A 17,945-nucleotide genomic window follows, 5' to 3' on the forward strand; every position below is an offset into this window, starting at 1 on the left:
ATGACCTACCTCCAGTTCCACCTCGTCTTCATCCTGCCGCCGCTGCTGGCGCTGGCCCTCATCCCGCCCCGCCCGGCGGCCGCCCCGGGCGAGCGCCATCCCTGGCCGTGGCTGCTCCTGCTGGCCCTCCTGGCCGTACTCTACACCACCCCGTGGGACAACTACCTCGTGGCGCGGGGCATCTGGTCGTACGGCGCAGCGCGTGTGCTGGGGACGATCGGCTACGTGCCCGTCGAAGAGTACCTGTTCTTCGTGCTCCAGCCGCTGCTCACCGGGCTGTGGTTCGTGCGCCTGCGGGCGCGCCCCGCCCTCCGCCGGCCCGACGCGGCCCCCGGCCCCCACGCCCGCCGCCTCGGCGCCGCCTTCTGGCTGCTCATAGCCGTCGTCGGCGCGGTGCTGCTGACCACCGAGCCGGGCACCTACCTGGGGCTGATCCTGGCCTGGGCCGCCCCGGTCCTGGCAGGCCAGTGGTTCCTCGCCGGCGACGCCTTCCTCCGGCACCGGCGCCTCTTCTTCCTGGCGGTGGCCGTCCCCACGCTCTACCTGTGGGTCGCCGACGCCATCGCCATCCGCCTGGGCATCTGGCACATCGCCGAGGCCACCACGCTCGGCTGGCGTCCCGTTGGCCTGCCCGTCGAAGAAGCCACCTTTTTCCTCGTAACGAACCTGCTCGTGGTGCAGGGCCTCTGGCTGTTCCTCCCCCTGTCGCAACCGCACGCCGCCCGCCATGCCTGACGCCCCCGTCCATCCCGCCGTCGCCGTGATCGGTGCCGGCCTCAGCGGCCTGACTGCCGCCTCCACGCTGCACCGCGCCGGCCTGCCCGTCCGCATCTTCGACAAGGGACGCGGACCGGGCGGGCGCATGAGCCGCCGCCGGCAGAACGGCTTCCACTTCGACCACGGCGCCCAGTATTTCACGGCCCGGGACCCGGCCTTCCGCGAGGCGGTCGAGGCCTGGCGGGCCGAGGGGATCGTGGCCGCATGGCCGCTGCGTCTCGGCGTGGCACGCCATGGGCACCTCACCGCAAAGCCGTCCCGCGAGGCCCGCTACGTGGGCGTGCCCAGCATGAACGCCGTCGCACGGCACCTGGCCCGTGGCCTGCGCGTCGACTACGGCGTGCGCATCGAGGCCGTAGAGCCCTTCGCGGGCGGCTGGCAGCTCCGGGCCGAGGACGGCACCGCCTTCGGGCGGTTCGACGTCGTCCTCGTGAGCGCCCCGCCGCCGCAAGCTGCGCCCCTGCTCGGCGCAGCCTCCGACTTCGCGGCGGCCGCCGCCCGCCTTACCATGGCACCCTGCTGGGCCGTCATGGCCGCCTTCGACGCCCCGCTCCCGATCCCGTTCGACGGCCTGTTCGTCGAGGAAAGCCCGCTGACCTGGGTGGCGCGCAACAGCAGCAAGCCCGGACGGCCCCCCGGCGAGACGTGGGTCCTGCACGCCGGGCCGGACTGGTCGGCCGCTCATCTCGAAGCCGACCCGGACCGGATCACCGCCCCGTTGCTCGACGCGTTCTTCGCCGCCGTGGGCATGGCCCCCGTGCCGCCCGTGCTGGCCGTGGCCCACCGGTGGCGCTATGCGTTGCCCGTGGGCAAAGCCGAGGCCCCGTGCCTCTGGGATCCGGCCATCGGCCTGGGTGCCTGCGGGGACGCCTACCGGGGCGGACGCATAGAGGGCGCGTACCTCAGCGGCCGCGCCCTCGCCCGTTCCGTGCTATCCACGTTCGGGATCAGCCCCCCTGCACCAGCCGCATGAACTCGGCGCGTGCGCTCGTGTCTTCCATGAACAGCCCGCTCATGGCGCTCGTCGTCGTGATCGAGTGCTGTTTCTGTACGCCGCGCATCACCATGCACAGGTGCGTCGCCTCGATCACCACCGCCACCCCCTGCGGCTGCAGCACCTCCTCGATGGCGTCGCGGATCTGGATCGTCAGCCGCTCCTGCACCTGCAACCGCCGTGCGAACACGTCCACCACGCGCGGGATCTTGCTCAGCCCCACGATCTGGCCGTTCGGGATATAGGCCACGTGCGCCCGACCGAAGAACGGGAGCATGTGGTGCTCGCAGAGGGAGAAGACCTCGATGTCGCGGACGAGGATCATCTCGCTGTAGTCTTCCTCGAACAGGGCGCTGGTGAGGATGGCGCGGGGGTCCTGCGTGTAGCCCTGGGTGAGGAACTGGAGGGCTTTCGCCACGCGCTCGGGGGTTTTCAGAAGGCCCTCCCGCTCGGGGTCCTCGCCGAGCAGTTCGATCACCCGCGCCAAGTTGCGCGCGAGGAGCGAGGTCGCAGGCGTGTTTGTGTCGGTCCGGGGCATCGCGGGGACCGGAACGGGTTCACCGGCCGCACCGTCGCCCTGGGAGGTGGACGTGTACAGGGTAGGCATCGTCATGAACAGGTTCCTCGTCATAAATAAGGCTGGGATAGTGCGAAAAGGGAAGGCGGTCCGGCACCGCATCGAATCGGTGCAGGACCGTTCCCGTCGCGTCAGTTCGACGGCGGCAGCAACACCGTGTCGATCACGTGGATGACGCCGTTCGAGGCCTCGATGTCCGTCGCCGTGACGGTGGCGTCGTTGATCATCACCTTGCCGTCCATCACCTTGATGGTAAGCGAGGCCCCCTGTACCGTCTTGGCCGACGTCAGGTTGACCACGTCGGCGGCCCGTACGGCACCCGGCACCACGTGGTAGGTCAGGATGGCAACGAGCTGGTCACGGTTTTCCGGCTTGAGCAGGCTTTCGACGGTGCCCTCGGGCAGCTTCGCGAAGGCCTCGTCGGTCGGGGCGAAGACGGTAAACGGCCCCTCGCCCTGGAGCGTCTCGACCAGGCCGGCTGCCTGCACGGCCGCCACCAGCGTATTGAAGCCGCCTTCCGTGGCCACCTGCACGATGTCTTTCTCCACCATGGGCGTCTCAGGGTCCTGCGCGTCACAGCCCGTCGCGACGAACAGAGCCATCAGCGTGAGGGTGAAAAGTGACGTGGTCATGTGTTTGAAGATGGTTTTCATGGTTTGCTCTCCGTGTTGATGGTGTGGGATGGATGGATGGTGGATGGAAGGCATGGCGTGCGCCGGATCGTCAGGCTTCGATGGCCTGTATCCACCGGTCGAACGGCTCCATGCGTGAGAAAAAGCGGGCCTCGAGGAAGCGAGGGGCCACATCGCGCAGATCCCGATCTTCGGGCAGGCCCGGCCCGCCGAGGGCCAGACGGCAGGGTCTTTTCGGGTCGTACATGCGGTCGAGCAGGCGCACGGCGGCGAGGGCTTCCGGCAGGCCCCGGGGCGGCATCATCGAGATGCACATCAGTTGTGCCTCGTGCCGGTGTTGCTGCCCGGCGAACTCTTCCGTGGGCACATCCAGCCCGAGGTAGATGACCTGCCAGCCACGGGCCGCCAGCACGTGCCGCACCATGAGGGCGCCCAGTTCGTGCACCTCCCCCTGCAGGCAACCCACCACGGCGACCCTGCGCTTCCGGCCATTGCGCTGCTTGCGCAGGCCCTCGCCCGCCGGCGCATCGAGTCGTAAGATCGCGTCGCGCACGAGCCCGGTCATGCGGTGCTCCTCGCCGACGCTGAGGTGCCCAGTCACGTAGCCCTCTCCGATCCGGCGCATCACCGGGCCGACCAGGTGGTCGAACAGCCGGGCAGGGGATACGTCGTGCCTGCGGAGGAACGTCAGAAGCCGGGTGAAACGCTCGACGTCGCCGTGGGCCAGTGCGTCGTACGCCACCTCGTACAGGTCCGTGAAGTCGCCTTCGCGTTGCGCCCGGAGCAGCCCCCGTCCGACGCGGGCCGCTTCGTCTCCGAACGCCAGCAGCGGAAGGTTCATCCGCCGCTCCGAAGCGAAGCGGACCAGCGCGTCGACCGGGATGCGCCGGTGGCCTCCCGCCGTCGTCCGGCAGGAGAGCGCCCCCTCGTTGCACCAGCGCTTTATCGAGGATTCATGCACCCCCAGCAGGCTGGCCGCCTCCCGGGTGGACAGTATGGTCTGCGCGTCGCTCATGTCTGTTTTTCGACCATCTCGTGCTTATGAACGCTTCAGAATGGATAAGTTGCACTACGACGGAGATTAAATTCGATTTTTTATCTTGATTGACAGGGCGAGCGCATTCTAAAATAGGCTAGTGTTAATGGCCTGGGATGTCGTAAGCTGTGCCGGTTCGTCAGCCGTTCCAGTTTGCTCCCCTCCGTTCATGTCTGAGACCTGCTTTATTCGCTATTTTGACCACCTTGAGGACCCCCGACGCGATCAGGGCAAACGCCACCGGCTCGAGCACGTGCTCGTGATCGCCCTCTGTGCCGTTGTTGCCGGTGCTGAGGGCTGGGATGACATCGCCACGTTCGCCCAGGCCAAAGTCTCCTGGCTGACCCAACGGCTCGACCTCAAACATGGCACGCCCTCGGGCGACACCTTCCGCCGCGTCCTGGCCGCCATCTGCCCGGAGGCCTTCGCCCGCGGCTTCGTACGCTGGGTGGAGGCGCTGGCCCAACAGACGGCCGGCGAGGTCATTGCCATCGATGGCAAGACGCTGCGCCGCAGTTACGACAAAGACGACCCGAAGGCCGCCCTGCACATGATCTCGGCCTGGGCGTGTGAGCAGCATCTGGTGCTGGCGCAAGAGAAGGTCTCGGCCAAGAGCAATGAGATTACCGCGATTCCGGCGCTTCTGGAGGTGTTGGACCTCGAAGGCTGCATTGTGACGCTCGATGCGATGGGCACGCAGACCGAGATTGCCGAAGCGATCTGCGCGCAGGGGGCGGACTACGTGTTGGCCCTGAAGGGCAACCAGGGCCTGCTCCACCGTGAGGTGCGGGCCTACTTCGAGCAGGGGCGCACGCGGCACTGGCGGGCGATGCCGGTCGCCTACGCGGAGCGCTGTGACCTGGGGCACGGGCGCAAGGAAGTGCGTCGGCTGTGGATCTCGACCGATGTGGCCTGGGTGCCCAAGGCCGAGGCGTGGCGTGACCTGAACAGCCTCGTGATGGTCGAACACGAGCGCCACACGCAGCAGGGCGTGAGTCTGGAGCGCCGCTTCTACATCAGCAGCCTCGCGACCACAGCGGAGCAGATGCTGGATATCATCCGGAGTCACTGGGGCATTGAGAATCAGCTGCACTGGGTGCTCGATGTGGTGTTTCGGGAGGATGAGAGCCGTATTCGGCGCGATCACGGGGGGCAGAACATGGCGGTGGTGCGGCAGCTAGCGCTCAACCTGTTGCGCAAGGACGAAACGAAGCGGTTGAGTCTGCGCATGAAGCGAAAACGGGCCGGTTGGGACGATGCCTTCCTGGCGCAGATCGTCGGAATTTAGAATGCGCTCGCCCTGTCTTGATTGATCGAAACATAATTCATTTTCGATATTAGAACAGGTCAGAATCGCTCACAACAACCACGATGAGCGTTATTCGACCCACAACCGAGAGGTGCCCCATGAAGACCGCCCGCCTCCACCCCCGCAACCGGAAGGCCCTGCTGGACGAACTCAGCGACGAACTGCTCATGGAGCAGCTCCAGGCCGGAACCGTGGAAGCGTTCGACCTCCTCGTCGAGCGCTACTCCGGCAAGTTGATGCGTTACCTGCTCGACTTCCTCGGCGACCCGCAACGGGCCGAGGACCTGCTGCAGGACACCTTCCTCCGCGTCTACCGGAACCGCCACGCCTACCGGCGCTTCGCCAAGTTCTCCACGTGGATCTACACCATCGCCGGCAACCTGGCCCGCTCGGAATACCGCAAAAACAAGCGCCGCAAGACGACCTACACGCTCCGGGTCGGAACCCGCGATCAGGAGGAGTACGAGCTACCGCTGCCCGACGAGACCTTTTCGCCGGAGCGTGAAACCGAGCGCACGTTCGAGGAGCAGGCCATCCAGGAAGCCCTCGCACAGCTCTCGCCGCGCTACTGGGAGGTGGTGGTACTGCGCGACGTGCAGCAACTGACCTACGACGAAATCGCCGAGATCACGGGCCTGCCCATGGGCACCGTCAAGAGTCGCATCAACCGGGGGCGTATCCGCCTGCAGCAGATTCTTCGCGATCGCTACGGCATCGTCCCCGAGGGGCAGGAAGCCGAGGTCATGGCCGCCTGAAATCGTCCCCACGTACACCTGTGGACGATACGGGATCCATCAGAGGATATGCCGGAGCACCTCCTCGTCGTGCTCGGACGTGTTGTTCAGGATGAGGTGCCCCATGCGGTCGCGCTTCGTCTGCAGGTAGCGCTCGTTGACCTCGTTGGGAGGGATCTCGATGGGCACGCGCTCGACGATCTCCAGGCCGTAACCCGCCAGTCCGATGCGCTTGGTCGGGTTGTTCGTCATCAGCCGCAGCTTGCGGATACCCAGGTCGCGGAGGATCTGGCAGCCGATGCCGTAGTCGCGATGGTCCATCTTGAATCCCAGCGCCTCGTTGGCCTCGACCGTGTCCAGCCCTTCCTCCTGCAGGCGGTAAGCGCGTAGCTTGTTGAGCAGTCCGATGCCGCGCCCTTCCTGCTTCATGTACAGGACGACGCCCCGGCCTTCGCGTTCGACCTGCTGCATGGCGCGGGCGAGCTGGTCGCCGCAGTCGCATCGCTTCGAGCCAAAGATATCGCCGGTGACGCACTGGGAGTGCACCCGCACGAGCACGGGCTCGTCCTCGTTCCACGTCCCTTTCGTCAGCGCCAGGTGGACGTCGCCCGTGAGGCGCTCTTCGTAGGCCACGAGGCGAAAATCCCCGTAGCGCGTGGGCATCTGCACCTCCACGACGCGCTCGATCAGCTTCTCGGTGCGCATCCGGTAGGCGATCAGATCCTTGATGGTGATGAGCCGCATGTCGAACCGGCGGGCGATCTCGCGGAGCTCGGGCACACGGGCCATGGTGCCGTCGTCGTTCATGATCTCGACGAGCACGCCGGCCGGGTAGAGCCCCGCCAGCCGGGCCAGGTCGACGGCGGCCTCGGTATGGCCGGCGCGCCGCAGCACCCCGCCCTGCTGGGCCCGCAGCGGGAAGACGTGACCGGGCCGTCCGAAGTCCTCGGGCCGTGCCTTCGGGTCGGCCAGGGCCCGGATGGTCCGCGCCCGGTCGGCCGCCGAGATGCCCGTGGTGGTGCCGATCCGGTAGTCGACCGACACGGTGAAGGGGGTGTCGTAGAGGGCGGTGTTGGAGGGCACCATCATCCCGAGGTCGAGTTCCTGAGCCCGTTCCCGGGTGATGGGTACGCAGATGAGTCCCCGCCCTTCCTTGGCCATGAAGTTGACCAGTTCGGGCGTCACCAGCTCGGCGGCGGCGATGAAGTCGCCTTCGTTTTCGCGATCTTCGTCGTCGACCACAATGACGAGCCGGCCGGCCCGGATGTCGGCGATGGCGTCTTCAATCCGGTCAAACGGGGGCGACGGCGTGGGCGGATGCGCCTGGGTCATGGAGGTCGTCGAATGGCTCGGAAAGGGCTTGCGTCCCCGGTGCGGCACGCGGGGCGAACGCATGGCCCCGGAGACGCTCCAAAATCATGTGCTTGAACGGGAGGAGCCGGATGAGGTTCTTTCCTCACGAGAGCTTCAACAAGCACGCGACCCGGGGTGGAAACGAAAAAACCCGTCCGTACGGGCCGGTGACGGCGTACGGACGGGTTTCCCTCAGGTCGGGACGGCGGGATTTGAACCCACGACCCCTTGCACCCCATGCAAGTGCGCTACCGGACTGCGCTACGTCCCGATCCGGTCGAAAACAAAGAAAACCTCAGAGGCTTTTCAAGAGCTTCTCTAAAAATACGCGGAGCTCGAGAAGTTCCCGGCGAAAGGCCGTTTCATCCTTTTTTGCGCCGTCGGACGCCTTTCGCTCCTCTTCCAGCGCCTGCCGGGCCCCGGCGATGGTGTACTTCTCGTCGCGCAAAAGCGCCTGGATCCGCCGGAGCACGGCGATGTCGTCCTCGGTGTAGATCCGCTTGCCGGCCCGGCTCTTGCGCGGGTGCAACTGCGGGAACTCGGTCTCCCAGTAACGGAGTACGTGTGCTTTCTCGCCCAGCAGTTCGGCCACCTCGCTGATGGAGTAATACAGTTTCTTGATGCCTTCTTCCTCCATGAAACGCTGCGTTCTCTGATGATCCCGCGGGCGACCGGGGTCCAGGGGCGTCGCAACGGCACCGCCCGGCCGCCGCCCGATGAATTTTGCCTTCAAAGTACGAAAGGAAGGAGGCGAAAGCATCGCGTTGCCCTGTATTTTGTCGCTTTTCACCGCCCGCTCCCATGACCGACACCCGAGCCTCCGGCTGGAAGACGGACGCCATGCTGCTGTTCGTCACCCTGGTCTGGGGTTGCAACTTTCCCGTGATCAAAGCCGTGCTGGCCGTGATGCCGGCACACGCCATGAACGCCGTGCGGCTGCTCATCTCCGCGCTGGTGCTGGGAGGTTATTACGCCGTCCAGGGGCGGCGTCAGGGCACGCCGCTCCTGGCCCCGCTCCGCCAGGCGCCGGGGATGCTCCTCGCGCTGGGGCTGCTCGGCTACTTCCTGTACCAGGTGGCGTTCATCGTGGGCCTGGACCACACGGCGGCGGGCAGCGCCGCCATCATCATGGCGAGCGTGCCGCTGTGGTCCGCGCTGGTCGGTCACACTTTCGGATTCGAACGGCTGCGCCGGCTCGGCTGGGCCGGCCTGCTGGTGACCCTCGTCGGCACGGCCCTCATCGTGGTCTTCGGCCCCCGCACGGTCGACTTCGGGGGCGGCGTGCTCTTCGGCAACGTCGTGATGGTCGGTGCCGCCGTCTGCTGGGGATGCTACACGGCGCTCAACCGGCCCGTCCTGCGCCGGGTCTCCCCGCTGGCGCTCTCGCTCTTCGGCCTCCTGTTCTCCCTGCCCCTGCTCTTCCTGGTAGCCCTCCCCTCGTTCGACGAGATCGCGTGGGGACGGGTGAACGGATGGACGTGGGCGGCCCTGCTCTACTCGGGCGGCCTCTCGACGGGGCTGGCGCCGGTGCTCTGGAGTGCCTCGGTGCACCGGGTGGGAGCCGCCCACACCACCGCCTTCGGGAATCTGGTGCCGTTCATCGCCCTCTTCGCCGGCTTCTTTTTCCTGGACGAACCGATCAACCTGGCGCAGTTGCTCGGCGGAGGCCTCATCATCGCCGGCATCATGCTCGTTCGACGGGTACGGGGAACCGCCCGGCCGCCGGCCCGCGTGTAAGCCCCCGGCACCGGAACCCGCACGGCCCGCCGGTCTTTCCGCAACCCATTCCGAAGAACACCCTGTTCATGCTCCCCTGCCCCGGTCTCTCCCACCGCTTCCCGCGCGGCGTCCTCGTCCTGACGGGATGGTTCCTCCTCGTGGCCGGGGTGTTCGAAGCCCGACCGGTCCTGGCCCGGCAGGCGCTGGCGAACACGGCTCCGCAGATGCTCGGCCTCCAGTTCGACGCCTTCCCGGACACCGAAGCCCGGCAACTGCTGCTGCTGGCCGCCCGCCGCGTGCCGGTGGCGCTGCTCCTGCCCGCCGTCTCGTCGGACAGCCACTTCGACGTCCTCTTCGGAGCCGCCGGTGCCCGCTTCGGCAACGACCTGCCGACCCGCTTCCGCTGGCGTGCCGGCCTGCTGGACCTCGACGTCTTCCGCCCCCCCTTCGGGGCCGGCCTCACCCTCCTCGACGTGGACCGCGCCGGGGTACCCGACCTCCACGCCCGCTGGCTCGCCGTGCGCCTCGGACCCTCCCTCCGGCTCGGCGGCCCCGCCTTTTTCGTCGAACCGCGCTTCATCGGCAACGGCGCCCTCAGCTCCCTCCGGCTCGGCCAGACCCAGTACGACGGGCTCGGACCGGGCACGCGTGACACCCGCACCGCGCTCGAGGCCGGCTACACCGCCGGGCTGCTGGTCCAGCTCGGCCCCCACCTCCACCTGACCGCCTCCTCCGGGTACCAGATCCATTACGGCGGCCCCGATCCCTCCTTCCACCGGCGCCGCCTCGGCGTGCTCTATGCACCGGAGAGCCGCCTCCAGGTTTTCGCGGCATACGGCTACGAAAAAGCGTCCCTCGGCCCCCGGACCCTGCGCTTCGAGCACTTCCACGCAGGCCTCCGCTTTCTCCCCGCCGCCGGCGGGCTCTGACCGAGCCGCCGTATGTACGGCGTGCGAAACGCCTCCCACGGCCATGTGAGGTACGCACCGCCTCAGACGCCGATCATCTGGAAACGGGATCCTTCGACGGGATCCTTCTCCACCTCGATCCGCACGGGAAAAGCCTCTTTGAGCTGATCCAGGTGGGTGATGACAATGATCTTGTCGAAGTCGTCCTGGATGGTCTGGATGGCCTCGACCATGTTCTCCACGCCCTGTTCGTCCTGGGTGCCGAAGCCTTCGTCGACGACGAGGGTGCGCACGCGGACGCCGCTGCGCTCGGCCAGGAGCTGGGCCAGGGCGATGCGGAGGGCGAAGTTGACGCGGAAGGCTTCCCCGCCGGAGAACGTCTCGTAGGGCCGCGGCACCCCCTGTTCGTCGGTGATGATGATCTCGAGCGTCTCTTTGGTTCCGCCGGTCTTCTTATCCTTGAGCGTTTCGAGGTGGACGTACATCTTGCCGTCGGTCAGGCGGGCGAGCAGCTCGTTGGCGCGCTCTTCGATCTCGGGCAGGGTCTGTTCGATGATGAGCGACGGGATGCCGTGCTTGCCGAAGGCGGCGCGGAGATGCCGGTAGATGGTACGTTCGGTGCGTGCGGCGGCGTGGGCCTTCCGCTGTGCCGTGAGGGCTTCGCGGTCCTGCCGGGCCTGTTCGAGACGGGAGCGCAGCTCGCCGGCCCGGGTGTGCAGGTCGCTCAGGGCCTGCTCCCGCCCGGCACAGGCCGCGGCCAGCTCACGCTGCCGGCGGACCAGCTCGTCGCGCCCGGCCAGGTCGGCCTCGAGCCGGGTGAGCCGCCCGGCCAGCGCCTCCCGCTCCGCCTTCGCCCTCGCCAGGCGCTCGTCGATCCGGGCAACCTGCTCTTTCCAGTCAGCCCGGTTGGCGCGGGCGTGCAGCAACTCCTTCATCCGCTCGCCGGCCTTCTCGACCTCCCGGAGCATCCGGCGCACCTCCTCCAGGCGGGCCGGGTCGAAGCCGATCTCGGCCTGCCGGGCCTCCAGGTGGCGGATCTGCTCCTGGATGGGTCCGAAGACCGAGCCGTCGTCGAGCCGGGTACGCAGGGTTTCCAGCTCCGGCTCCTTCCGCTGAAGGCGTTGTTCGAGCTGCTGCTTGCGACCGGCCACCTCCTCCAGCCGCCGGAGCTTTTCCTCGAACCGTTCCACCTGGCCGGCCTGGTCGCGCAGGCGCTCGTAGGCCGCCTCGTCGAAGGGACAGGCGTCGAGACGCTCGCGCAGGGTCTGGAGCCGTGCCCGCACCTCGTGCCCGAAATCCTCGTCGGCGAGGCGGCGGCGCAGGGCCTCGGCCTCCTTGCGGCGTGCCGCCAGGGCCTCCTGCGCCGTACGGGCGTGGGCGATGCGCTGCTCGATCGCCGCCAGCGATGCGACCCGGTCGGCGAGTTGCCTGGCCTCGTTCTCCACGGCCCGGTACCGATCGAGCAGGGTCTGGCGAGCCGCCATCTTTTCCTCGATCCCGTGCTGCATCTCCTCCAGCTCTTTCCGGAGCCGATCCATTTCGGTTCGGTACCGGGCTTCCACCTCGGCCCGGTGTGCCGGGGTGAGCGGCGTGCCACAGGTGGGGCAGGCCTCCTCCTCGAAGTCGAGCAACCGGCGCAGTGCTTCCTCCTGCTTTTTCAGGCTTTCCTGACGGGCCTTCATCAGGCCCTCCCGCTCCCTGATCTGCTCGCGCAACGCCTGCCCTTCCTGTCGGATCCGGTCCAGCGCTTCCTGGAGTTGCCGGTGCCGGTCCACGGCCGCTGCGCAGGCCTGCCGTTCCTGCTCCAGGCCGTCGGGGTCGGGCAGGGTGGCGGCTTCGCGCTCGATGCCGGCCTCCAGCGCGTGCAACCGCCCGCCGAGGGCCTCCCGTTCCTGCATCAGGCGCTGCTCGGCGGCGGTGATCTCCTCCTCCAGCCGGCGTCGCCGGGTGAGCACGTCGGTCAGGTCTTTGAACTGCCGGGCCGCGGTCCGGGCCGCCTCCAGCTGTCGCCGTACGGCCGGCAACTCGACCAGCTCGGCCTCGCACCGGGACAGCTCGTCCCGATCTGCCTTCAGCTCGACGGTCAGTCTGTGGATCTGGTTCTCGAGCGCGTTCTTCCGGTCCTTCAGCTCCTCCCGTTGCTGCCGGATCTGCTTCTCGACGGCCTCGTAGAGATGCTGCCTGTCGAGGAGGTCGTCATACGTCTTCCGGAGGGTTTCGTAGCGCTGGTGCTCCCGCTCGATCTCCGCCTGCCGGGCGATGAGGGCGTCGGCTTCCCGGATGCGTTCCAGAAGTTGCCGCCGCTCCTCCTCGTCGGCGTGACGGCGCCGGTCGAGCCCGTCGAGGGCTTCCCGGGTGGTGAGGGCTTCCTGCGCCCGGGCCTCGAGGGCGGCCAGGCGTTCGGCCAGCTGCCGTTCCTCGGCCCGGAGCCGTTCGAGCGTCGCCGCCTCCTCGGCAATCTGCGCCTCCACCCGGGCGTGCTCCTCCTTCCAGGCGGGCTCCCCGGCCAGGGCGTTCTTGAGGCGCTCGATCTCGCGTTCGGCCAGGTCGACGTCCGCCTCGGCCTTGCGGAGGCGCTCGCGGGCCATCTCGGCCAGGCGATCGTAGCGGCCCAGGTTCAGGATGCGGGCCAGGATCTGCTTGCGCTCGGCAGGCCGTTTCTTCGTGAACTCGTCGGAACGCCCCTGCAGCAGGAAGGCCGAGTTGATGAAGGTGTCGTAGTCGAGCCCCAGAATGTTGTTCAGGACCTGCTGCGTCTCGCGGATCGAGGCCCCGGTGAGGGGCCGGTAGTCGTCCTGGGCCGGGTCGAAGACGTGTACCTCGAGGCCGGGCTTGCTCGTCTTACCCGTCTTCGTCTTCTCATACCAGCGCAAGACGCGGTAGCGGGTTCCCTCGAGGTCGAAGACGAGCTCGACCTGCATGCGCCGGGCTCCGATGCGCAGCAGATCGTCGTCGGGCTTGCGGCTGTCGCTCGACTTGCGGGCCTCCCCCCAGAGCGCCCAGGTGATCGCATCCAGCAGGGCCGACTTACCCTGCCCGTTGCGCCCGGAGAGACAGGCCACGCGGAACTGTTCGAAGTCGAGCGTCGGCGCGGCGGTGCCGTAGCTGAGAAAGTTGTGCAGGCGTAGCGCGACGGGTACCATGCGTGCAAGAACTACCGGTTGACGATCTTCCCGGGCAACGAAGATACGCCCGCCGGGATCCCCATGCACGGCCGGTGGAAGCGAGGCAGGGAAGTGTGGAGGGATGGAGGTGTGGATGTTTCGCCATCACCGAGCCGGACGGCCACCTATTTTTCCCGTGTCTTCACGACGACCTGGCCTTCGGTGAGGGTACGGTGGACCGGGCACCGGTTGGCGATCTCGACCAGCCGCCCGCGCTGTTCCCGGGTCAGGTCGCCCGCCAGTTCCACCTCTCGTTCGACGAGATCGATCTTGCCGGTACTGGTTTCACCGGCCCCGCAGTCGCAGTCGCGGGCATGGACCTTCCGGTGAAGCAGGCGCACCGTCACCGACTCCAGCGGCCAGTCCTTGCGGTCGGCATACATGCGCAGCGTCATGGCGGTGCAGGCGCCGAGGGCGGCAACGAGCAGGTCATAGGGCGTGGGACCGGCGTTCGTCCCCCCCACCGTGCGCGGCTCGTCGGCGAGGAGGGCATGCCCGTTGGCCAGGATCTCGGTGCGGTAGTGCGCGCGGTCGATGTGGGCCACGATCCGGTTGTCGGCCGGATCGGGGTGCTTGCGCTCCGCCTGCGACACACCGAGGTATCTGCGGGCCCAGGCCGCGATGACGGTTCCGGCATAACGGGCGTCCTCCTCGTTCGAGAGCAGGTGGTCGGCCCGGTCGAGCGAGACGAAGCTCTTCGGATGCCGGGCCGCCTCGAAGAGGAGAGCGGCGTTGTCGATCCCGACGACCTGGTCCATCGGTGCGTGGAGCAGCATCAGGGGCCGCTTCAGGTCACGCAGCACCCGGCGGACGTTCTGCGCCGCCAGGTCGTCGACGAACGCCTTCTTCACGGTGAACGCGCGCCCGGCCAGCCGTACCCGGGTCACCCCGTCGCGTTCGATCTCGTCGAGGACGTCTTCGAAGAGGTGCAGGACGTGCTCGGGATCGAACGGCGCGCCGATGGTGGCCACCGCCCGCACGGCGTCGAGCTGTGCGGCCGCCTGCAACACGGCGGCACCACCGAGCGAGTGCCCGATCAGGAGCGCCGGCGGAGCATACGAACGCGCCAGGAAAGCGGCGGCGTCGACCAGGTCTTCGACGTTCGACGAAAAGGTGGTTTCGGCGAAATCCCCTTCGCTCTCGCCCAGCCCGGTGAAGTCGAACCGGAGGACGGCGATCCCCGCTTCGGTGAGGGCTTCGCTGAGGTAACGCAGGGCGCGGAGGTTCTTCCCACAGGTGAAGCAGTGGGCAAAAAGGGCACAGGCAAGGGGATCGCCATCGACGGGTAGATCGAGCCGAGCCGAAAGCCGCTGGCCGTTGCGGTTCTCGAAGGTGATGCGTTTGAAGTTCATGGCATTGACAGGTTGATCCCGGAAACACCGGTGGGTTACCCGGCCGGGTCATCCGTTGCAACCCGCGCCCGTCTCGATGCGAAATCACCCGTCCGAAAAGTCACGCGGATGGATCCCCAGGCCGGCTGCGATCACCTGCCGGTCATACGTGACATGCGGCACACCCAGGTGCCGTCCCAGGGCGGCATACGTGGCATCGTAAGCCGTCAGATCATGGTCCGATGCCAGGCGAAGCACAAGTTCGGCTGGTGGTGTGTCCACGATGCGCACCAGGCCCCGGGCCGCACGGAAACGGCGAAGGGCATCGTCCACAGAAAACGTGTTCTGCCGGATATACCGCCACATGACGTTCAAAAACTCGCTCTCCCACAGCGGTGGTACGATCCATTCCGGATCGTGCTGAAACAGCTTTCGGACCTCGGACGTGTGGGCTCCCTCTACAGATAAACCGAGAGATTGACGTCCGCTACGATCATGCGCGTCCCTCCTCGATCCACCGCTTGAGCGTGCCGGGTTCCGGTGCCCGGGCCGGTGTCTCTGCCCGAAGGCGATCCGCTTCCCGCAGCAGGGCTTCGGCTTCCTCCGGTCTCCGGCGGGGAATGATGATGACCTGCACGCTGGTGCCATCCTCAGCCGGGACGTTGACCGTGACGCGACCGTCTTTGACGACGGTCATCATATTGATAGCGTTCATAGCCACACCGGGATTCGATCTGTTGCATGTACGAGGTTTCATCCTGCATGTTCATCCCCCGGGAGCCCGCCCTTCATGGTTTTTTACCGGGTGAAGCACCGGAGGCGTCTCCGGGCGTCCAACGTTCATGGGCGTCGAAGCAGCCGGGGCCGGTACCTGCCGGTGGGCCGGCTCATCCGTTGCAACCCGCGCCCGTCTCGATGCGAAACCGTCGCGTGCGGGGTGCCTGGCCGTCGTGCGGGAAAGTGCGCTCGGCGACGGTGATCACCCCCTCGGCGTCGACCAGGAGGACCGTAGCGGCGCGCGTGCCGTAGCCCGGAGCCCGGATGAAGGCGGACGAGAGCCGCCGCTCCCACTCGCGGCCAACGCCCGTTTCGGGCAGGGCCTCGTCCGGCGCCGGCGTGGTGTCGGCCAGCAGCTCGAAGAGGGCTTCGGGCTCCGGCGGGCCGGCCTCGAGCAGGGCAGCCAGGCGTGCTCGGGCGTGGACGACCTTCGGCCAGGGCGTGTCCAGCAGATGGTTGCTCAGGCCGTAGAGCCCCGGCGCCAGCTCCTGCCGCCCGTCCCGGTTGGAGAAGTAGTGGAGCGAGGTACCATCTCCCACGAGCAGGTTGAACCCGTTGTAGCGGCCGGCCTCCGGGGCGAGGGCATCGAGGAAGGCGGCGGGCGGGTCGTCACCGAGGAGGAAGCGGACCGGCAGGTGGCCCCGTGAGGGCGCGGCCGGGTTGTGGCGCCCGGGTTCCCGGTAGTTGGTCACGGCGGCGAACCGGCCGGTGCGGGTCAGGCCCAGCCAGGTGCCCCCGCCGCGCAGGTCGCGCCCGGCGAGCAGGTCCGGCGCCTCCGTCCAGAAGTCCATCGGCGTCGCCGGGCGGTCGAGGAACTCATCCCGGTTTCCGGCAAAGACGAACGGGTAGTCCGGGTGCTGGCGGTAACTGAAGACGATCAGGCACATGATCGGGGTCCGGTCTTACCCGCCGGCCAGGGCCTGCCGCGTGGCGGTCAGGACGAAGGTGCCGATGCCGGGCACCTCCACCCGGCCGGACATCGTATCCCCTTCCACGGTGGCCTCACCCCGGACCGGCGTCGCCTGGCCGTCGATGTTGACCGTCGCGACGAAGGTGAAGACATCGTTCTCAAAAGAAGCTTTTTCGAGCGGCGCCGTCTGGCCGAGCAGGTCGACCACCATGCGCCCGCCAAGGTGCCCGTCCACATAGGTGACGACGAGGGTGCCCGGGGCGTCGCCCTGGGGCGTGTTGACCACGACGTAGGCCCAGGTACCGACAACGGGCGGGGTTGCCGGCGTGGAACGGAAAAGGCCGCACCCGGAGACGAGCATAAGCAGCACGGCGGTCTGAAGCGCCGGCACAGCGGCCCGCCGGAAAAAGACACCCGGTGGTAGCATACGGAAGCAGGAATGAGGTGAAAAACGGTTGGGATGGTCCGCTTCGGCGGCGTGCCTAAGTTCCGGCATTCCCCGGCAGGATGCAACCCACCCGGAATGCCCGGGCTCCTTCAGTCCCGTTTCTCTACGGCAAGCAGCCAGGGAGGATGATGGGGACGATTGAGCAGATCGTAGCGCACGGCCAGGTAGCGATGCGGATCGAGCGCCGCGGCCCAGTTCCGGACGGCCCCGGCCTCCTCGGCACCGCCGGGATGACCGGGATAGACGACCACGGTGAGCACCCCTCCGGGACGAAGTACGTCGAGCGCGGCGTCGAGGGCCGGCACCGTGGTTTCCGGGCGGGTGATGCGGCGGTGGTCGCCGCCGGGCAGGTAGCCCAGGTTGAACATGACCGCCGCCACGTGTCCATGCACGCCGGCCGGAAGCGTCTCGCGCAGGGCCTCATGGCCCCGGGCGAAGAGCGTCACCCGTTCGGCCAGGCCCGCCCCGGCCAGCCGCTGCCGCGTGCGCCCGATGGCCTCCTCCTGCACGTCGAAGCCGTATACGTGCCCGGCCGGTCCCACCCGTTCGGCCAGGAAGACCGTGTCGTGCCCGTTGCCGGTGGTGGCGTCGACGGCCACGTCGCCGGGTGTGAGCACGGCGGCGACGATCTCCTTGGCCCGGTCCAGTGGCTTGATCAGCATAAACGACGACGTCTCCGGCCTGTAGGGCGCGTTCGATCCGGCCGGGTCTGGAGCCGCAGCAGGTAGACGCCCTCCCCGACCTGCACCTCGTGCGTCCCCGGCAGATCGTACAGGGCCGGCCGCGCCGGTAGCGCCTGCATACGATGAAGAACGGGCCTTGCTACGGCGCTCCCCCGGCCCTGCGTATCACCGTCGCGGCATAGCCCTGCACCGGACAGGACTCCATCACCGGCCCGCTCACATAGACCTCCACGGTGTCGCCCTCGCTCAGATCCGCCAGCGCGGCACGCCGCAACCCGCCGGAGCGCGTACGCTCCAGATAGCGCGTTCCGGCATCCACGGTGGCCAGAATGCCACACGGCTCTCGCGATCCCGGCCCGGCCCGTACCAGCAAGCCGGAGGCCGTAGCCCGGTGGGTGAGCGACTCGATGGGCCCGCGCACGTAGGGCTCCCCTTCCGGTTCCCACAGCACCGACCTGCTCGCGCACGACATCAGAAGAAGCGCGCCGCCGAGCGCGGCAACCACGACCGCAGCCTTGATCAACACGCCGAACCTCCTGCCCGTCCGGGCAAACCTTGAGACGAAAAACCTCCCGGACAAACACCCGGGCAGC

At 67.8% G+C, this 17,945-nt stretch carries 19 protein-coding genes and 1 tRNA gene; 6 read left to right on the forward strand and 14 right to left on the reverse strand.

Going from position 1 to position 17,945, the window contains the following annotated elements:
* On the forward strand, nucleotides 1-735 hold the full coding sequence (locus GQ464_RS00975) for a lycopene cyclase domain-containing protein (protein WP_166975411.1): 735 nt from the start codon (nucleotides 1-3) through the stop codon (nucleotides 733-735).
* Nucleotides 728-1,750, forward strand: coding sequence for an NAD(P)/FAD-dependent oxidoreductase (locus tag GQ464_RS00980; protein WP_166975408.1), 1,023 nt, complete (start codon nucleotides 728-730; stop codon nucleotides 1,748-1,750). The genes GQ464_RS00975 and GQ464_RS00980 overlap by 8 nt, the downstream gene beginning before the upstream one ends.
* Here GQ464_RS00980 and folE read toward each other — a convergent pair.
* From folE to GQ464_RS00995, 3 genes are all read right to left on the reverse strand, one after another.
* Complete coding sequence (folE, locus tag GQ464_RS00985) at nucleotides 1,725-2,384, reverse strand: GTP cyclohydrolase I FolE (RefSeq protein WP_228350483.1); 660 nt, start codon at nucleotides 2,382-2,384, stop codon at nucleotides 1,725-1,727. The two genes, GQ464_RS00980 and folE, sit on opposite strands and share 26 nt — an antisense overlap.
* Nucleotides 2,385-2,479: 95 nt before the next feature.
* Entirely contained in the window at nucleotides 2,480-2,950 is a 471-nt protein-coding gene (locus GQ464_RS00990; RefSeq protein ID WP_272493486.1) for a fasciclin domain-containing protein, read from the reverse strand.
* Nucleotides 2,951-3,071: 121 nt separating this feature from the next.
* Nucleotides 3,072-3,995 (reverse strand): cobalamin-dependent protein, encoded by a 924-nt coding sequence (locus GQ464_RS00995; RefSeq protein WP_166975382.1) that lies wholly within the window; start codon nucleotides 3,993-3,995, stop codon nucleotides 3,072-3,074.
* Nucleotides 3,996-4,185: 190 nt separating this feature from the next.
* On the opposite strand from GQ464_RS00995, the gene GQ464_RS01000 reads away from it, so the two are divergent.
* Nucleotides 4,186-5,304 carry an ISAs1 family transposase gene (locus tag GQ464_RS01000; protein ID WP_166982023.1) on the forward strand — a complete coding sequence of 373 codons (1,119 nt, stop codon included), beginning with the start codon at nucleotides 4,186-4,188 and terminating at the stop codon, nucleotides 5,302-5,304.
* A gap of 119 nt (nucleotides 5,305-5,423) precedes the next feature.
* Entirely contained in the window at nucleotides 5,424-6,080 is a 657-nt protein-coding gene (locus GQ464_RS01005; RefSeq protein ID WP_228350485.1) for an RNA polymerase sigma factor, read from the forward strand.
* Nucleotides 6,081-6,119: 39 nt separating this feature from the next.
* On the opposite strand, the gene GQ464_RS01010 is transcribed toward GQ464_RS01005, so the two are convergent.
* The 3 genes from GQ464_RS01010 to GQ464_RS01020 all read right to left on the reverse strand — a co-directional run bounded on the left by GQ464_RS01010 (nucleotide 6,120) and on the right by GQ464_RS01020 (nucleotide 8,202).
* Nucleotides 6,120-7,391 (reverse strand): bifunctional 3,4-dihydroxy-2-butanone-4-phosphate synthase/GTP cyclohydrolase II, encoded by a 1,272-nt coding sequence (locus GQ464_RS01010; RefSeq protein WP_166980781.1) that lies wholly within the window; start codon nucleotides 7,389-7,391, stop codon nucleotides 6,120-6,122.
* A gap of 218 nt (nucleotides 7,392-7,609) precedes the next feature.
* A tRNA-Pro gene (locus tag GQ464_RS01015) sits at nucleotides 7,610-7,683 on the reverse strand.
* Between the two features lie 24 nt (nucleotides 7,684-7,707).
* Nucleotides 7,708-8,202: a MerR family transcriptional regulator gene (locus GQ464_RS01020; RefSeq protein WP_228350486.1), complete on the reverse strand. Its 495-nt coding sequence runs from the start codon at nucleotides 8,200-8,202 to the stop codon at nucleotides 7,708-7,710.
* A gap of 11 nt (nucleotides 8,203-8,213) precedes the next feature.
* Between GQ464_RS01020 and GQ464_RS01025 the strand changes: the two genes are divergently transcribed.
* Together GQ464_RS01025 and GQ464_RS01030 are read left to right on the forward strand one after the other, a co-directional pair.
* On the forward strand, nucleotides 8,214-9,149 hold the full coding sequence (locus GQ464_RS01025; RefSeq protein WP_166980785.1) for a DMT family transporter: 936 nt from the start codon (nucleotides 8,214-8,216) through the stop codon (nucleotides 9,147-9,149).
* 68 nt (nucleotides 9,150-9,217) lie between these two features.
* Entirely contained in the window at nucleotides 9,218-10,060 is an 843-nt protein-coding gene (locus GQ464_RS01030; protein WP_166980787.1) for a hypothetical protein, read from the forward strand.
* Between the two features lie 62 nt (nucleotides 10,061-10,122).
* Here GQ464_RS01030 and GQ464_RS01035 read toward each other — a convergent pair whose 3' ends face one another.
* From GQ464_RS01035 to GQ464_RS01070, 8 genes are all read right to left on the reverse strand, one after another.
* Complete coding sequence (locus tag GQ464_RS01035; protein ID WP_166980789.1) at nucleotides 10,123-13,182, reverse strand: AAA family ATPase; 3,060 nt, start codon at nucleotides 13,180-13,182, stop codon at nucleotides 10,123-10,125.
* Nucleotides 13,183-13,328: 146 nt separating this feature from the next.
* On the reverse strand, nucleotides 13,329-14,555 hold the full coding sequence (locus tag GQ464_RS01040) for a bifunctional alpha/beta hydrolase/OsmC family protein (protein WP_166980791.1): 1,227 nt from the start codon (nucleotides 14,553-14,555) through the stop codon (nucleotides 13,329-13,331).
* A gap of 84 nt (nucleotides 14,556-14,639) precedes the next feature.
* Nucleotides 14,640-15,107, reverse strand: a complete 468-nt coding sequence (locus tag GQ464_RS01045) for a type II toxin-antitoxin system VapC family toxin (RefSeq protein ID WP_228350786.1) — start codon at nucleotides 15,105-15,107, stop codon at nucleotides 14,640-14,642.
* Nucleotides 15,028-15,249 carry a hypothetical protein gene (locus GQ464_RS01050; protein WP_228350791.1) on the reverse strand — a complete coding sequence of 74 codons (222 nt, stop codon included), beginning with the start codon at nucleotides 15,247-15,249 and terminating at the stop codon, nucleotides 15,028-15,030. The genes GQ464_RS01045 and GQ464_RS01050 overlap by 80 nt, the downstream gene beginning before the upstream one ends.
* A gap of 172 nt (nucleotides 15,250-15,421) precedes the next feature.
* Entirely contained in the window at nucleotides 15,422-16,198 is a 777-nt protein-coding gene (locus GQ464_RS01055) for an NRDE family protein (RefSeq protein WP_166980795.1), read from the reverse strand.
* Between the two features lie 15 nt (nucleotides 16,199-16,213).
* Nucleotides 16,214-16,648 carry a hypothetical protein gene (locus tag GQ464_RS01060; RefSeq protein WP_166980797.1) on the reverse strand — a complete coding sequence of 145 codons (435 nt, stop codon included), beginning with the start codon at nucleotides 16,646-16,648 and terminating at the stop codon, nucleotides 16,214-16,216.
* A gap of 110 nt (nucleotides 16,649-16,758) precedes the next feature.
* A complete protein-coding gene (mnmM, locus tag GQ464_RS01065) occupies nucleotides 16,759-17,331 on the reverse strand; it encodes a tRNA 5-(aminomethyl)-2-thiouridylate-methyltransferase MnmM (protein WP_166980799.1) in 573 nt (190 codons plus the stop codon).
* A 160-nt stretch (nucleotides 17,332-17,491) separates the two neighbouring features.
* Nucleotides 17,492-17,803 (reverse strand): hypothetical protein, encoded by a 312-nt coding sequence (locus GQ464_RS01070; RefSeq protein ID WP_166980801.1) that lies wholly within the window; start codon nucleotides 17,801-17,803, stop codon nucleotides 17,492-17,494.
* Between the last annotated feature and the right edge of the window lie 142 nt (nucleotides 17,804-17,945).

It is taken from the genome of Rhodocaloribacter litoris (assembly GCF_011682235.2).
In the GTDB taxonomy this organism is placed as follows: domain Bacteria; phylum Bacteroidota; class Rhodothermia; order Rhodothermales; family ISCAR-4553; genus Rhodocaloribacter; species Rhodocaloribacter litoris.

Bases quoted from the DNA above. Each gene is read 5' to 3' on its own strand.
- GQ464_RS00975 (WP_166975411.1), top strand. From the start codon at position 1: ATGACCTACCTCCAGTTCCACCTCGTCTTCATCCTGCCGCCGCTGCTG.
- GQ464_RS00980 (WP_166975408.1), top strand. From the start codon at position 728: ATGCCTGACGCCCCCGTCCATCCCGCCGTCGCCGTGATCGGTGCCGGC.
- folE (WP_228350483.1), bottom strand. From the start codon at position 2,384: ATGACGATGCCTACCCTGTACACGTCCACCTCCCAGGGCGACGGTGCG.
- GQ464_RS00990 (WP_272493486.1), bottom strand. From the start codon at position 2,950: ATGGCTCTGTTCGTCGCGACGGGCTGTGACGCGCAGGACCCTGAGACG.
- GQ464_RS00995 (WP_166975382.1), bottom strand. From the start codon at position 3,995: ATGAGCGACGCGCAGACCATACTGTCCACCCGGGAGGCGGCCAGCCTG.
- GQ464_RS01000 (WP_166982023.1), top strand. From the start codon at position 4,186: ATGTCTGAGACCTGCTTTATTCGCTATTTTGACCACCTTGAGGACCCC.
- GQ464_RS01005 (WP_228350485.1), top strand. From the start codon at position 5,424: ATGAAGACCGCCCGCCTCCACCCCCGCAACCGGAAGGCCCTGCTGGAC.
- GQ464_RS01010 (WP_166980781.1), bottom strand. From the start codon at position 7,391: ATGACCCAGGCGCATCCGCCCACGCCGTCGCCCCCGTTTGACCGGATT.
- GQ464_RS01025 (WP_166980785.1), top strand. From the start codon at position 8,214: ATGACCGACACCCGAGCCTCCGGCTGGAAGACGGACGCCATGCTGCTG.
- GQ464_RS01030 (WP_166980787.1), top strand. From the start codon at position 9,218: ATGCTCCCCTGCCCCGGTCTCTCCCACCGCTTCCCGCGCGGCGTCCTC.
- GQ464_RS01035 (WP_166980789.1), bottom strand. From the start codon at position 13,182: ATGGTACCCGTCGCGCTACGCCTGCACAACTTTCTCAGCTACGGCACC.
- GQ464_RS01040 (WP_166980791.1), bottom strand. From the start codon at position 14,555: ATGAACTTCAAACGCATCACCTTCGAGAACCGCAACGGCCAGCGGCTT.
- GQ464_RS01050 (WP_228350791.1), bottom strand. From the start codon at position 15,249: ATGAACGCTATCAATATGATGACCGTCGTCAAAGACGGTCGCGTCACG.
- GQ464_RS01055 (WP_166980795.1), bottom strand. From the start codon at position 16,198: ATGTGCCTGATCGTCTTCAGTTACCGCCAGCACCCGGACTACCCGTTC.
- GQ464_RS01060 (WP_166980797.1), bottom strand. From the start codon at position 16,648: ATGCTACCACCGGGTGTCTTTTTCCGGCGGGCCGCTGTGCCGGCGCTT.
- mnmM (WP_166980799.1), bottom strand. From the start codon at position 17,331: ATGCTGATCAAGCCACTGGACCGGGCCAAGGAGATCGTCGCCGCCGTG.